This window comes from Pseudomonas sp. B26(2017), assembly GCF_002113045.1.
Lineage (GTDB): Bacteria > Pseudomonadota > Gammaproteobacteria > Pseudomonadales > Pseudomonadaceae > Aquipseudomonas.
This window is the reverse complement of sequence record NZ_NEJJ01000005.1, coordinates 71,304-84,553: the sequence shown is the minus strand read 5'-3', so window position 1 is coordinate 84,553 and position 13,250 is coordinate 71,304. Positions and strand designations below refer to the sequence as shown.

The following is a 13,250-nucleotide window of genomic DNA, read 5'->3' as shown; positions in this document are numbered from 1 at the left end:
CCTTTTGGTTCCGGGCGCGCCGGGACGCGCTGTGTACGCACGGCATGTCCTGAGGCCGTCCGCACAGCGGAGCAGTGTCATGTCCGAAGTAAATCTGTCCACCGACGAAACCCGCGTCAGCTACGGCATCGGCCGTCAACTGGGTGACCAGCTGCGCGACAACCCGCCACCGGGTGTCAGCCTGGACGCCATCCTGGCCGGTCTGACTGACGCCTTCGCCGGCAAGCCAAGCCGCGTGGGTCAGGAAGAGCTGTCCGCCAGCTTCAAAGTGATCCGCGAGATCATGCAAGCCGAAGCCGCTGCCAAGGCTGAAGCCGCCGCTGGTGAAGGCCGTGCGTTCCTGGCTGAAAACGCCAAGAAAGACGGCATCACCACGCTGGCTTCCGGTCTGCAATTCGAAGTGCTGACTCAGGGTGAAGGCGCCAAGCCATCCCGTGAAGACACCGTGCGTACTCACTACCACGGCACGCTGATCGACGGCACTGTATTCGACAGCTCCTACGAGCGTGGCCAGCCGGCTGAATTCCCGGTGGGTGGCGTTATCGCTGGCTGGACCGAAGCCCTGCAACTGATGAATGCCGGCAGCAAATGGCGTCTGTACGTGCCGAGCGAACTGGCTTACGGCGCTCAAGGCGTTGGCAGCATCCCGCCGCACAGCGTTCTGGTGTTCGACGTCGAGCTGCTCGACGTTCTGTAACCCCCGTTACCCTGCACAAGCGTGGCTTGTGCAGGGTTTCTTCGCCGTTCTCATACTTCGATCTTGTTGTGCAGTTCACTGGTCGGGCGCAAGGCCCGGGCATAGCAGAACAGGAACAGATTGCGCACCAGCTCCTTGAGCACCAATGGCTCGCTGGAACTCAGGCCGTTGACGTCCAGATCCCCTTGATCCTGCAATTCGTGCAGGGCTTCTTCTTCCAGTACGGCGCAGACCTCACCGGTTTCCCTATGCAGGATCCTGAGGTACGGGTGCGGGCGATCCAGCCAGGCGTCGATCAAATAAGTCATGGGTCTCATCTCCATTGAAAGGTTTCAATGAGAATAATTCTTATTCGTCAAATAGCAAGTGCCTATTGGCGGTTTGTGATTTTTTGCGGGTAAAGATTGCGTAAGGTCAAAACGGCTGGCGTTTGGCTATTGCGAGGATTTGTTGGGGATCGTGGGGGAGGGTGAAGCTCCATCCCACGGCGGGCGCGGGATGGAAGACAGCAAACTCAGACTTTTCTGACAAACTCGGATTTGAGTTTCATCGGGCCGATGCCGTCGATCTTGCAGTCGATGTCGTGATCGCCATCGCACAGGCGGATGTTCTTGACCTTGGTGCCGACCTTGACCACCAGGGAGGTGCCCTTGACCTTCAGGTCCTTGATCACGGTGATGGTGTCGCCGTCCTGCAGGACGTTACCGACCGAATCTTTCTTCACGGCATCATCGGACGCCACTTCGGCTTCACCGCCGGCAGACCACTCGTGGGCGCACTCCGGGCACACCAGCTGGGTGCCGTCTTCGTAGGTGTATTCGGAATTGCATTTCGGGCAGGGTGGCAACGTGCTCACTAAGGCTCCTTGGAGAGGGGATCGCTAAAAGTCGCACATTGTATAGGGTTTTAGCCGCCGATGGCAGGCAACAAAAAACCGCAGGCTCCATCGGAGGCTGCGGTTTTTTGATGACGCGATGCTGATCAGTGCGTGCGGGCGACCGCGAACTCGCTCAGTTCAACCAGTGCATCGCGGTATTCGCTGGCCGGCAGCGCGTCGAGGCACTTGATCGCACGGGCCACGTAATCGCGGGCCAGTTGCGCGGTGTATTCCAGCGAACCGGACGCTTCCACGGCGATGCGGATGCTTTCCAGGTCTTCGATCCCACCTTTCTGGATCGCCTGGCGTACCAGTGCGGCTTGCTCTGGCGTGCCTTCGCGCATGGTGTAGATCAGCGGCAGGGTCGGCTTGCCTTCCGCCAGATCGTCACCGACGTTCTTGCCCAGGGTTTCGGCGTCGCCCTTGTAGTCGAGCAGGTCATCTACCAGCTGGAACGCCACGCCCAGGTGATCGCCGAAGGTGCGCAGGGCTTCGCTCTGCTCGGCGGTGGCACCTGCCAGCGCCGCGGCGCTGTGGGTCGAGGCTTCGAAGAGCATCGCGGTCTTGCCGCGGATGACTTCCATGTAGGTTTCTTCGGTGGTGCTGGCATCGCGAACCTTGGACAGCTGCAGCACTTCGCCTTCGGCGATGATGCGCGTGGCCTGGGACAGGATCTTCATCACCGGCATCGAACCCAGTTCGACCATCATTTCGAACGAGCGCGAGTACAGGAAGTCGCCGACCAGTACGCTCGGGGCGTTGCCCCACATGGCGTTGGCGGTGGAGCGGCCACGGCGCATGCCGGACATGTCGACCACGTCGTCATGCAGCAGGGTGGCGGTGTGCAGGAATTCAATGGTGGCAGCCAGCAGGCGCATGTCGTCGCCTTCGCGACCCAGGGCCTTGCCACACAGCAGCACCAATAAAGGACGCAGGCGTTTGCCGCCGGCCGACGTGATGTAATCGCCGATTTTCGATACCAGCGGCACTCGGGAAGTCAGCTGCTTCTTGATGATGCCGTCGACGGCGCTAAAATCGTCCGCCACCGCGCGGTAGAAAGCTTGGGGTTGCATCAGCGACAGGTGCTCCAGAAGGGTTGCGCGGCATGCTAGGACCCACGTCCGGGCCTGTCAAGGCGCGATGGACGGCCCCTTGCATGACTTCGAAGGCTTGCGTACAATCGCGCACCCTGAACTTCCTGGGCAGCACCTGCCTTACGCAATTGCACTTGGGCCGTTCCAGCCCCATGCAGCCATGCCAGCCAATACCTCTTCTTATAAAGAGCTGGGTGAGCAGGATTATCGGAGAAATACCATGTACGCAGTAATCGTTACCGGCGGTAAGCAATACAAGGTCGCTGAAGGTGAATACCTGAAGATCGAAAAACTGGAAGTCGCTACTGGCGAATCCGTGACTTTTGACCGCGTTCTGTTGGTCGCCAATGGCGACGACGTGAACATCGGCGCACCTGTTGTTGCTGGCGCAACCGTCAAGGCTGAAGTGATCTCCCAAGGTCGTCACGATAAAGTCCGCATCATCAAGTTCCGTCGCCGTAAGCACCACATGAAGCGTATGGGCCACCGCCAGTGGTTCACCGAGATCAAAATCACCGGTATTCAGGCTTAATACAGCCTAATTCCTCACTAGGAGAATTGAACTCATGGCACACAAAAAAGCTGGTGGTAGTACCCGTAACGGTCGCGACTCAGAAGCCAAACGCCTTGGCGTGAAGATGTATGGCGGCCAGGTCATCAAGGCCGGCAACATCATCGTTCGTCAGCGCGGCACCCAATTCCACGCTGGCTACGGCGTTGGCATGGGTAAAGATCACACCCTCTTCGCGAAAATCGAAGGCGTGATCAAGTTTGAAGTAAAAGGCGCCTTCGGTCGTCGTTACGTGAGCGTTGTCGCAGCCTAACTGCGAGAGTGCTGGAGAAGCCCTGTCTTGCGACGGGGCTTTTTCGTTTGTGGGGTGAGTCTCTTGCAAAGCTGTTTGTATGGGCTGCCGGCGTGCGATGCAGGTCGTGGTTTGGGGTCGCTGCGCTCATTTTTGCAAGAGTCTTATGTCTTGATTGTTTTTCGGCTCGTCCGTACGGCGAGAGGCGTTGGTTATGAAGTTTGTTGATGAAGTATCGATCCGCGTAAAAGCTGGCGACGGCGGCAATGGTTGCATGAGTTTCCGTCGGGAAAAATTCATTGAAAATGGTGGCCCGAACGGTGGTGACGGTGGCGACGGCGGTTCCATCTTCATGATGGCCGACGAAAACCTCAACACCTTGGTGGATTACCGTTACACCCGTCACTTCGAGGCTGAGCGCGGTTCCAACGGTGGCAGCACCGACTGCACCGGCAAGAAGGGCGAAGACCTGATCCTGCGCGTGCCGGTTGGCACCACGATCATCGACTCGGCTACCCAGGAAGTCATCGGCGACCTGACCAAATCCGGTCAGAAGCTGATGGTGGTTCAGGGTGGCTGGCACGGTCTGGGCAATACCCGTTTCAAATCCAGTACCAACCGTGCGCCGCGTCAGACGACCCCGGGCAAGCCGGGCGAGCAGCGCGACCTGAAACTGGAAATGAAAGTTCTGGCTGACGTCGGCCTGCTGGGTCTGCCGAATGCCGGTAAAAGTACCTTTATCCGTTCGGTTTCGGCTGCCAAGCCGAAAGTTGCCGATTACCCGTTCACTACGCTGGTGCCAAACCTGGGTGTGGTCAGTGTCGATCGCTGGAAAAGCTTCGTCATCGCCGATATCCCGGGTCTGATCGAAGGCGCTTCCGATGGTGCCGGCCTGGGGATCCGTTTCCTCAAGCACCTGGCGCGTACCCGTCTGTTGCTGCATCTCGTGGACATGGCGCCGCTGGATGAAAGCAGTGCGCCGGACGCTGCTGAAGTGATCGTCAACGAGCTGATCAAGTTCAGCCCGTCCCTGGCGGAGCGTGATCGCTGGCTGGTGCTGAACAAGTGCGACCAGATCCTCGAGGAGGAGCACGAAGAGCGCGTCAAGGAAATCGTTGAGCGCCTGCAATGGGAGGGTCCGGTCTACGTGATTTCGGCCATCGCCAAAGAAGGCACCGAGCGCCTGACGCGCGACATCATGCGTTACCTGGAAGATCGTGCCGATCGTCTGGCCAATGACCCGGCCTACAAGGAAGAACTGGCTGATCTCGATCAGCGCATCGAAGACGAAGCCCGTGCCCAGTTGCAGGCGCTGGATGACAAGCGTGCCCTGCGTCGCAGCGGCGTGAAGTCGGTCCATGACATCGGCGAGGATGATTGGGACGAAGAAGATGTGGATGACGAAGACGGTCCGGAAATCATTTACGTGCGTGACTGATTCGTTGCAGTAAACTTAAGCGCCGCTCAATCGAGCGGCGTTTTAGTATCCGGAAATCGATTGTTGGTCACGAAGAACCACGAATAACGTTACGGGCAGTGTCAGGTCGCGCTGCCCTCAAGCTAAGGTTGAAGATGATGCGGAGCAAGGTGACAGGTGCGCAGCGTTGGGTCGTGAAGATCGGCAGCGCTTTGCTGACGGCGGATGGCAAGGGGCTGGATCGCGCAGCAATGGGTGTCTGGGTCGAGCAGATGGTGGCTCTGCATGAGGCTGGCGTCGAACTGGTGCTGGTGTCCTCCGGGGCAGTAGCGGCGGGCATGAGTCGCCTCGGCTGGACCGCTCGACCCAGTGCGATGCACGAGCTCCAGGCTGCTGCAGCCATCGGTCAGATGGGTCTGGTGCAAGCCTGGGAGTCGAGCTTTGCCGAGCATGGTCGGCACACTGCGCAGATTCTCCTGACTCACGACGACCTGTCCGATCGCAAGCGCTACCTGAACGCCCGCAGCACCTTGCGTGCGCTGGTCGAGCTGAAAGTCATTCCGGTGATCAACGAGAACGACACCGTGGTTACCGATGAAATTCGCTTCGGTGATAACGACACGCTCGCAGCGCTGGTGGCAAACCTGGTCGAGGCTGATCTGCTGGTGATCCTGACGGATCGCGACGGCATGTTTGACGCCGATCCGCGCAATAATCCGGACGCCCAGCTGATCTACGAAGCGCGCGCCGATGATCCGACGCTGGATGCAGTGGCGGGCGGCACTGGCGGTGCGCTGGGTCGTGGCGGCATGCAGACCAAGCTGCGTGCGGCGCGGCTGGCGGCGCGTTCCGGGGCGCACACCATCATTGTTGGCGGGCGTCTGGAGCGTGTGCTTGACCGTCTGAAGGCGGGTGAGCGGATTGGTACGTTGCTGTCGCCCGAGCGCGGCATGCTCGCGGCGCGCAAGCAGTGGCTGGCCGGTCATCTGCAAACCCGCGGCACGCTGGTGCTGGATGATGGCGCGGTTTCCGCTTTGTCCCAAGGCAATAAAAGTTTGCTGCCGGTCGGTGTCAAGCTGGTTCAGGGCAGCTTCCGTCGTGGCGAAATGGTGGTTTGCGTGGCGCCGGACGGGCGTGAGATTGCCCGTGGCCTGGCCAACTACAGCGCGCTGGAAGCACAAAAAATCATCGGTCAGTCGTCGGATGCGATTGTCGGTTTGCTGGGTTACATGGCTGAGCCGGAACTGGTTCACCGTGACAATCTGATTCTGGTGTAAGGAAAACGCGATGCGCATGGCAAAAGGATTGTTGGGCTTGTTGATGGCGCTGCCATTGCTGGCCTCGGCCGAGGAAATCGGTCAGGTGTCGACGGTGTTCAAATTTGTCGGCCCGAACGACCGGATCGTGGTCGAGGCATTCGATGATCCGAAGGTTGAGGGTGTGACCTGCTACCTGTCGCGCGCCAAGACAGGTGGCGTGAAGGGTGGGTTGGGTCTGGCCGAGGATCGTGCCGAGGCGTCCATTGCCTGCCGTCAGGTCGGTCCGATCAACTTCAAGGGTGAGTTGAAGGATGGTGAAGAGGTGTTCAAGGAGCGCACTTCGCTGGTGTTCAAGACCATGCAGGTGGTGCGTTTCCTCGACAAGAAGCGCAACACGCTGGTGTATCTGGTCTACAGCGATCGTCTGATCGAAGGCAGTCCGCAGAATGCGGTGACGGCGATCCCGATTCTGCCGTGGGCGGCGGCTCATTAATCGCGCGTAAACAAAGAGGAGCCGGCTGGCTCCTCTTTTTTTGCCTGTGTTTTGCTGGAGTGGGGGCAAATCGCAGGCAATAAAAAACCGACCCTGAGGTCGGTTTTTTAATGACTACGTCGCTTAGGCAGCTTCTTTCAGTGCCTTGACGTGGCCATTCAGACGGCTCTTATGACGAGCAGCCTTGTTCTTGTGGATGATGCCTTTATCGGCCATGCGGTCGATAACTGGCACAGCCAGAACGTATGCAGCTTGAGCTTTTTCAGCGTCTTTTGCGTCGATGGCTTTAACTACATTCTTGATGTAGGTACGAACCATGGAACGCAGGCTGGCGTTGTGGCTGCGACGCTTCTCAGCCTGTTTTGCACGTTTTTTGGCGGAAGGTGAGTTGGCCACCGTCGAGCTCCTCGAAAGACTTTTTAGGAAATAGCAAACAAAATAGGCCGCGAATCATGCCGATGAGTTGAAGTCTTGTCAAGGGCGCTTGAAACGTTCCGCTAAGTGGTAGGCGTGGTGCGACGGGATATTTCTTTCCGGCGTGTGACCTGTAAACTCGCGAGCTTTGGCTCTGTGCTGTTGCGGCGCGGAGTATCGCACAAGTGGGCGCGTTATTCGCCTGCTGTTTATCGACAGGCACACATTCCTTCAATGAATCTGCTCAAATCGTTGGCCGCCGTCAGCTCTATCACGATGCTTTCCCGGATTCTCGGGTTTGTTCGCGACACGCTCATCGCCCGCACCTTCGGCGCCGGAATGGCGACCGATGCCTTCTTCATCGCCTTCAAACTGCCCAATCTGCTGCGCAGGATTTTCGCCGAGGGGGCGTTTTCCCAGGCTTTTGTGCCGATCCTGGCCGAATACAAAAGCCAGAAGGGCGAAGAGGCGACCCGCACCTTTATTGCTTACGTTTCCGGCCTGCTGACACTCGTACTGGCGCTGGTCACCGCGCTGGGCATGATTGCCGCGCCCTGGGTGATCTGGGCCACGGCGCCGGGTTTCACCGATACGCCGGAGAAATTCCAGCTGACCTCCGACCTGCTGCGAGTGACCTTCCCTTATATATTGCTGATCTCCCTGTCTTCGCTGGCGGGGGCGATCCTCAATACCTGGAACCGTTTCTCGGTGCCGGCGTTCGTGCCGACCCTGCTCAACGTCAGCATGATCGTATTTTCGCTGTTTCTGACACCTTATTTCGATCCACCGGTCATGGCCCTTGGCTGGGCGGTGTTGGTCGGTGGTCTGGCGCAGTTGCTCTATCAACTGCCGCATCTGAAAAAGATCGGCATGTTGGTGCTGCCGCGCCTGAACCTGCGTGATACCGGCGTCTGGCGGGTGATGAAGCAGATGTTGCCGGCGATCATCGGCGTCTCGGTCAGCCAGATTTCACTGATCATCAACACTATCTTCGCCTCGTTCCTGGTAGCCGGCTCGGTATCGTGGATGTATTACGCCGACCGTTTGATGGAATTGCCGTCCGGTGTGCTCGGTGTGGCGCTGGGCACGATCCTGCTGCCGACACTGGCCAAGACCTACGCCAGCAAGGATCGCCACGAATATTCGCGGATTCTCGACTGGGGCCTGCGCCTGTGCTTCGTGCTGGTGCTGCCTTGCGCGCTGGCGCTGGGGATTCTGGCCGAGCCGTTGACCGTTTCGCTGTTCCAGTACGGCCAGTTCAGCGGGTTTGACGCGGAGATGACCCAGCGGGCGCTCATTGCCTATTCTGTCGGTCTGTTGGGGATTATCGTGATCAAAGTTCTGGCACCGGGCTTTTATGCGCAACAGAACATCCGTACCCCGGTAAAAATCGCAATCTTCACCCTGGTCGTTACTCAACTGTTCAACCTGGTGCTGATCGGTCCGCTGGCCCATGCCGGTCTGGCACTGGCGATCAGCGCCGGTGCCTGCCTGAACGCCGGGCTGCTGTTCTATCAACTGCGCAAGCAGCAGATGTATCTACCGCAACCGGGCTGGCTGAAATTCGGTTTCAAGCTGTTGGTCGCGGTGGCAGTGATGTCGGTGGTGCTGTTGATCGGCATGCATTTCATGCCCGCGTGGGATCAGGGCCACATGCTGGAGCGCTTTCTGCGCCTGGGTGCCTTGGTGGTTGCCGGTGTGGTGGCTTATTTCGGCATGTTGCTGCTGCTCGGTTTCCGCCTGCGCGACTTCAATCGCAAGGCGTTGAGCTGAGGTTTCACCCTTGAAAGACGGGCGTGAGCCGGCAGTTTTGTCGGCTCGATCACTTTGGGTTACGGTGTTGCCTGTCGTCGGCCGTCGGGTGTGGTTATAATCGGCCACTTTATGAGCAAGAAGCGCGTTATGCAGCTGGTTCGAGGCCTCCACAATCTGCGCCCCCAGCATCGGGGCTGCGTCGCCACTATTGGCAACTTTGACGGTGTTCACCGTGGTCACCAGGCCATTCTGGCCCGACTGCGTGAGCGTGCGCTTGAGTTGGGCGTGCCCAGCTGCGTGGTGATTTTCGAGCCACAGCCACGGGAATTCTTTGCTCCGGAGACCGCGCCGGCGCGTCTGGCCCGGTTGCGCGACAAGCTGCAATTGCTGGCCGCCGAGGGTGTCGACCGGGTCTTGTGCCTGGCGTTCAACCAGCGCTTGAGCAAGCTCAGCGCCAGTGAATTCGTCGACACCATCCTCGTTGATGGTCTCGGCGTGCAGCATCTGGAAGTCGGCGACGATTTCCGCTTCGGTTGCGACCGCCTCGGCGATTTCGATTTTCTGCTGCAGGCCGGGCAGGTTCACGGTTTTACCGTGGAAGCCGCGCAAACCGTCGAGCTGGACGGGATTCGTGTCAGCAGCACCCAGGTGCGCAACGCGTTGGCCGCCGCCGATTTTGCTCTGGCCGAACGCTTGCTTGGCCGCCCGTACCGGATTGCCGGTCGCGTGCTGCATGGCCAGAAACTGGCCCGCCAGTTGGGTACGCCCACGGCGAACATTCAACTGAAACGCCGTCGCGTGCCGATCACAGGGGTTTACCTGGTCGATGTGGATATCGACGGCAAGACCTGGCCCGGCGTCGCCAATATCGGCGTACGGCCCACGGTGCAAGGTGATGGCAAGGCCCACCTTGAAGTCCATCTTTTAGATTTTGCCGGCGATCTGTATGACCGGCGTCTGACGGTGGTTTTCCACCAGAAGCTGCGTGAAGAGCAGCGTTTCGCCTCCCTGGAGGCATTGAAAACGGCGATCAGCGCGGATGTCGCCGCCGCCCGTGCACTAGCCGCACCTAGCGCCCATCGCTAATGAAGAGCCTTAAATGACCGACTATAAAGCCACGTTAAACCTTCCGGACACCGCCTTCCCAATGAAGGCCGGCCTGCCACAGCGCGAACCGCAGATCCTGCAGCGCTGGGACAGTATTGGCCTGTACGGAAAGTTGCGCGAGATTGGCAAGGATCGTCCGAAGTTCGTCCTGCACGACGGCCCTCCGTACGCCAACGGTACGATCCATATCGGTCACGCACTGAACAAGATTCTCAAGGACATGATCATCCGCTCGAAGACCCTGTCGGGCTTCGATGCGCCGTATGTCCCTGGCTGGGACTGCCATGGCCTGCCGATCGAGCACAAGGTTGAAGTGACCCACGGCAAGAACCTGGGCGCGGACAAGACCCGCGAACTGTGCCGTGCCTATGCCACCGAGCAGATCGAAGGGCAAAAGTCCGAATTCATCCGTCTCGGCGTGCTGGGCGACTTCGCCAACCCGTACAAGACCATGGACTTCAAGAACGAGGCCGGTGAAATCCGCGCCCTCGCCGAAATCGTCAAGGGCGGTTTCGTGTTCAAGGGTCTGAAGCCGGTGAACTGGTGCTTCGATTGCGGATCGGCCCTGGCCGAAGCGGAAGTCGAGTACGAGAACAAGAAATCCTCGACCATCGACGTGGCGTTCCCGATCGCTGACGAAGCCAAACTGGCCGCCGCGTTCGGTCTGCCATCGCTGAGCAAACCTGCCTCGATCGTGATCTGGACCACCACCCCGTGGACCATCCCGGCCAACCAGGCACTCAACGTTCACCCGGAATTCACCTACGCGCTGGTCGACATCGGCGACAAGCTGCTGGTGCTGGCTGAAGAGCTGGTCGAGTCCTGCCTGACCCGTTACGGCGTCGAAGGCACCATTCTGGCCACTGCGCCGGGTTCGGCGCTGGAACTGATCAACTTCCGTCACCCGTTCTACGACCGTCTGTCGCCAGTGTATCTGGCCGACTACGTGGAACTGGGCGCCGGCACCGGCGTGGTTCACTCCGCCCCGGCTTACGGTGTGGACGACTTCGTGACTTGCAAGAAATACGGCATGGTCAACGACGAAATCCTCAACCCGGTACAGAGCAACGGCGTTTACGTGCCGTCGCTGGAGTTCTTCGGCGGTCAGTTCATCTGGAAGGCCAACCCGGCCATCATCGACAAACTGACCGAAGTCGGTGCGCTGATGCACACCACCGTCATCGAACACAGCTACATGCACTGCTGGCGCCACAAGACCCCGCTGATCTACCGCGCCACCGCGCAGTGGTTCATCGGCATGGACAAGGAGCCGGTGTCCGGCGACACCCTGCGCCAGCGCTCGCTCAAAGCCATCGAAGACACCAAGTTCGTACCGGCCTGGGGCCAGGCGCGGCTGCACTCGATGATCGCCAACCGTCCGGACTGGTGCATCTCCCGTCAGCGTAACTGGGGTGTGCCGATCCCGTTCTTCCTGAACAAGGAAAGCGGCGAGCTGCACCCACGCACCGTCGAACTGATGGAAGAGGTCGCCAAGCGCGTTGAAGTCGAAGGCATCGAAGCCTGGTTCAAACTCGACGCTGCCGAACTGCTGGGCGATGAAGCGCCGCAGTACGACAAGATCAGCGACACCCTCGACGTCTGGTTCGACTCGGGCACCACGCACTGGCACGTCCTGCGCGGTTCACACCCGATGGGCCACGAGACCGGCCCGCGTGCCGACCTGTATCTGGAAGGTTCGGACCAGCACCGTGGCTGGTTCCACTCGTCCCTGCTGACCGGTTGCGCCATCGACAACCACGCGCCGTATCGCGAGCTGCTGACCCACGGCTTCACCGTGGACGAGTCCGGTCGCAAGATGTCCAAGTCCCTGGGCAACGTGATCGCGCCGCAGAAAGTCAACGACACCCTGGGCGCCGACATCATGCGTCTGTGGGTCGCTTCGACCGATTACTCGGGCGAAATGGCCGTGTCCGAGCAGATCCTGCAGCGCAGCGCGGACGCCTATCGTCGTATTCGTAACACCGCGCGTTTCCTGCTTTCCAACCTGACCGGTTTCAACCCGGCCACTGACCTGCTGCCGGCCGAAGACATGCTGGCGCTGGATCGCTGGGCGGTGGACCGTACCCTGCTGCTGCAGCGCGAGCTGCAAGAGCACTACGGCGAATACCGTTTCTGGAACGTCTACTCGAAGATCCACAACTTCTGCGTGCAGGAGCTGGGTGGTTTCTATCTGGACATCATCAAGGACCGCCAGTACACCACCGGCGCCGACAGCAAGGCCCGTCGTTCTTGCCAGACCGCGCTGTTCCACATCTCCGAAGCGCTGGTGCGCTGGATCGCGCCGATCCTGGCGTTCACCGCCGACGAGCTGTGGCAATACCTGCCGGGCGAGCGCAACGAGTCGGTGATGCTCAACACCTGGTACGAAGGCCTGACCGAGCTGCCGGAAGGCTTCGAGCTGGGTCGCGAGTACTGGGATCGCATCATGGAAGTGAAGGTGGCGGTCAACAAAGAGATGGAAATCCAGCGCGCGGCCAAGGCCGTCGGTGGCAACCTGCAAGCCGAAGTGACGCTGTTCGCCGAAGACGCGCTGACCGCCGACCTGGCCAAGCTGAGCAATGAGCTGCGCTTCGTCCTGATCACCTCGACGGCCACTGTTGCGCCGTTCGTGCAGGCTCCGGCCGATGCTGTGGCCACCGAAGTCAGCGGCCTGAAGCTGAAGATCGTCAAATCCGCCTTCCCGAAATGCGCCCGATGCTGGCACTGCCGTGAAGATGTCGGCGTGAACCCGGAGCATCCGGAAATCTGCGGCCGTTGCGTGGACAACATCGATGGCGCCGGCGAGGTTCGTCACTATGCCTAATGCCGTTGGCCGTTTCGGACGGCTGAGCTGGCTCTGGTTGAGCTTGCTGGTTCTGGTCATCGACCAGGCCAGCAAGTTTTACTTCGAAGGCAAGCTCGAGATGTTCCAGCAGATCGTGATCATCCCTGATTACTTCAGCTGGACACTGGCCTACAACACCGGCGCTGCGTTCAGCTTTCTGGCTGACAGCTCCGGCTGGCAGCGCTGGTTGTTTGCCCTGATCGCGGTGGTGGTCAGTGCGGTGCTGGTGGTCTGGCTCAAGCGCCTGGGCCGCAACGAAACCTGGCTGGCCATTGCGCTGGCGCTGGTGCTGGGCGGCGCACTGGGCAACCTGTATGACCGCATTGCCCTGGGCCATGTGATCGACTTCATTCTGGTGCATTGGCAGAACCGCTGGTACTTCCCGGCGTTCAACTTCGCCGACAGCGCGATTACCGTTGGCGCGGTGATGCTGGCACTGGACATGTTCAAAAGTAAAAAAACCGGAGAAGCCGTTCATGACTGAACAGG

The 13,250-nt window shown here is 59.7% G+C and carries 14 protein-coding genes; 10 read left to right on the top strand and 4 right to left on the bottom strand.

Features of this window, described 5'->3' with window-relative positions:
• Nucleotides 1–79: 79 nt before the first annotated feature.
• Nucleotides 80–697: an FKBP-type peptidyl-prolyl cis-trans isomerase gene (locus CAF79_RS09115; RefSeq protein ID WP_085689724.1), complete on the top strand. Its 618-nt coding sequence runs from the start codon at nucleotides 80–82 to the stop codon at nucleotides 695–697.
• A 50-nt stretch (nucleotides 698–747) separates the two neighbouring features.
• On the opposite strand, the gene CAF79_RS09110 is transcribed toward CAF79_RS09115, so the two are convergent.
• The 3 genes from CAF79_RS09110 to CAF79_RS09100 form a co-directional block, all read right to left on the bottom strand.
• On the bottom strand, nucleotides 748–1,005 hold the full coding sequence (locus CAF79_RS09110) for a hypothetical protein (RefSeq protein ID WP_085697537.1): 258 nt from the start codon (nucleotides 1,003–1,005) through the stop codon (nucleotides 748–750).
• 206 nt (nucleotides 1,006–1,211) lie between these two features.
• On the bottom strand, nucleotides 1,212–1,553 hold the full coding sequence (locus tag CAF79_RS09105) for a zinc ribbon domain-containing protein YjdM (RefSeq protein WP_007950963.1): 342 nt from the start codon (nucleotides 1,551–1,553) through the stop codon (nucleotides 1,212–1,214).
• Nucleotides 1,554–1,678: 125 nt separating this feature from the next.
• A complete protein-coding gene (locus tag CAF79_RS09100; RefSeq protein ID WP_007950962.1) occupies nucleotides 1,679–2,647 on the bottom strand; it encodes a polyprenyl synthetase family protein in 969 nt (322 codons plus the stop codon).
• Nucleotides 2,648–2,888: 241 nt separating this feature from the next.
• On the opposite strand from CAF79_RS09100, the gene rplU reads away from it, so the two are divergent.
• From rplU to CAF79_RS09075, 5 genes are all read left to right on the top strand, one after another.
• Entirely contained in the window at nucleotides 2,889–3,200 is a 312-nt protein-coding gene (gene rplU / locus CAF79_RS09095) for a 50S ribosomal protein L21 (RefSeq protein WP_003228361.1), read from the top strand.
• A 34-nt stretch (nucleotides 3,201–3,234) separates the two neighbouring features.
• Nucleotides 3,235–3,492, top strand: coding sequence for a 50S ribosomal protein L27 (rpmA, locus tag CAF79_RS09090; RefSeq protein ID WP_003228360.1), 258 nt, complete (start codon nucleotides 3,235–3,237; stop codon nucleotides 3,490–3,492).
• A 193-nt stretch (nucleotides 3,493–3,685) separates the two neighbouring features.
• Nucleotides 3,686–4,909 (top strand): Obg family GTPase CgtA, encoded by a 1,224-nt coding sequence (gene cgtA, locus CAF79_RS09085; protein WP_085697536.1) that lies wholly within the window; start codon nucleotides 3,686–3,688, stop codon nucleotides 4,907–4,909.
• A 137-nt stretch (nucleotides 4,910–5,046) separates the two neighbouring features.
• The gene (gene proB / locus CAF79_RS09080) at nucleotides 5,047–6,165 is read left to right on the top strand and encodes a glutamate 5-kinase (RefSeq protein WP_045121906.1); all 1,119 of its coding nucleotides are present in this window, start codon (nucleotides 5,047–5,049) and stop codon (nucleotides 6,163–6,165) included.
• Nucleotides 6,166–6,175: 10 nt separating this feature from the next.
• Entirely contained in the window at nucleotides 6,176–6,640 is a 465-nt protein-coding gene (locus CAF79_RS09075) for a CreA family protein (protein WP_085697535.1), read from the top strand.
• Between the two features lie 123 nt (nucleotides 6,641–6,763).
• Here CAF79_RS09075 and rpsT read toward each other — a convergent pair whose 3' ends face one another.
• Nucleotides 6,764–7,036, bottom strand: coding sequence for a 30S ribosomal protein S20 (rpsT, locus tag CAF79_RS09070; protein WP_003228351.1), 273 nt, complete (start codon nucleotides 7,034–7,036; stop codon nucleotides 6,764–6,766).
• 252 nt (nucleotides 7,037–7,288) lie between these two features.
• On the opposite strand from rpsT, the gene murJ reads away from it, so the two are divergent.
• The 4 genes from murJ to lspA all read left to right on the top strand — a co-directional run bounded on the left by murJ (nucleotide 7,289) and on the right by lspA (nucleotide 13,245).
• Complete coding sequence (murJ, locus tag CAF79_RS09060) at nucleotides 7,289–8,827, top strand: murein biosynthesis integral membrane protein MurJ (protein WP_085697534.1); 1,539 nt, start codon at nucleotides 7,289–7,291, stop codon at nucleotides 8,825–8,827.
• A 129-nt stretch (nucleotides 8,828–8,956) separates the two neighbouring features.
• Nucleotides 8,957–9,895, top strand: a complete 939-nt coding sequence (gene ribF / locus CAF79_RS09055) for a bifunctional riboflavin kinase/FAD synthetase (RefSeq protein WP_085697533.1) — start codon at nucleotides 8,957–8,959, stop codon at nucleotides 9,893–9,895.
• 13 nt (nucleotides 9,896–9,908) lie between these two features.
• On the top strand, nucleotides 9,909–12,740 hold the full coding sequence (gene ileS / locus CAF79_RS09050; RefSeq protein ID WP_085697532.1) for an isoleucine--tRNA ligase: 2,832 nt from the start codon (nucleotides 9,909–9,911) through the stop codon (nucleotides 12,738–12,740).
• Complete coding sequence (lspA, locus tag CAF79_RS09045; RefSeq protein ID WP_085697531.1) at nucleotides 12,733–13,245, top strand: signal peptidase II; 513 nt, start codon at nucleotides 12,733–12,735, stop codon at nucleotides 13,243–13,245. Before ileS ends, lspA begins: the two co-directional genes overlap by 8 nt.
• Nucleotides 13,246–13,250: the final 5 nt, after the last annotated feature.

Excerpts from the sequence above, each read along its gene's own strand:
- CAF79_RS09115 (WP_085689724.1), top strand. The coding sequence starts at position 80 with ATGTCCGAAGTAAATCTGTCCACCGACGAAACCCGCGTCAGCTACGGC.
- CAF79_RS09110 (WP_085697537.1), bottom strand. The coding sequence starts at position 1,005 with ATGACTTATTTGATCGACGCCTGGCTGGATCGCCCGCACCCGTACCTC.
- CAF79_RS09100 (WP_007950962.1), bottom strand. The coding sequence starts at position 2,647 with ATGCAACCCCAAGCTTTCTACCGCGCGGTGGCGGACGATTTTAGCGCC.
- rplU (WP_003228361.1), top strand. The coding sequence starts at position 2,889 with ATGTACGCAGTAATCGTTACCGGCGGTAAGCAATACAAGGTCGCTGAA.
- rpmA (WP_003228360.1), top strand. The coding sequence starts at position 3,235 with ATGGCACACAAAAAAGCTGGTGGTAGTACCCGTAACGGTCGCGACTCA.
- cgtA (WP_085697536.1), top strand. The coding sequence starts at position 3,686 with ATGAAGTTTGTTGATGAAGTATCGATCCGCGTAAAAGCTGGCGACGGC.
- proB (WP_045121906.1), top strand. The coding sequence starts at position 5,047 with ATGCGGAGCAAGGTGACAGGTGCGCAGCGTTGGGTCGTGAAGATCGGC.
- CAF79_RS09075 (WP_085697535.1), top strand. The coding sequence starts at position 6,176 with ATGCGCATGGCAAAAGGATTGTTGGGCTTGTTGATGGCGCTGCCATTG.
- murJ (WP_085697534.1), top strand. The coding sequence starts at position 7,289 with ATGAATCTGCTCAAATCGTTGGCCGCCGTCAGCTCTATCACGATGCTT.
- ribF (WP_085697533.1), top strand. The coding sequence starts at position 8,957 with ATGCAGCTGGTTCGAGGCCTCCACAATCTGCGCCCCCAGCATCGGGGC.
- ileS (WP_085697532.1), top strand. The coding sequence starts at position 9,909 with ATGACCGACTATAAAGCCACGTTAAACCTTCCGGACACCGCCTTCCCA.
- lspA (WP_085697531.1), top strand. The coding sequence starts at position 12,733 with ATGCCTAATGCCGTTGGCCGTTTCGGACGGCTGAGCTGGCTCTGGTTG.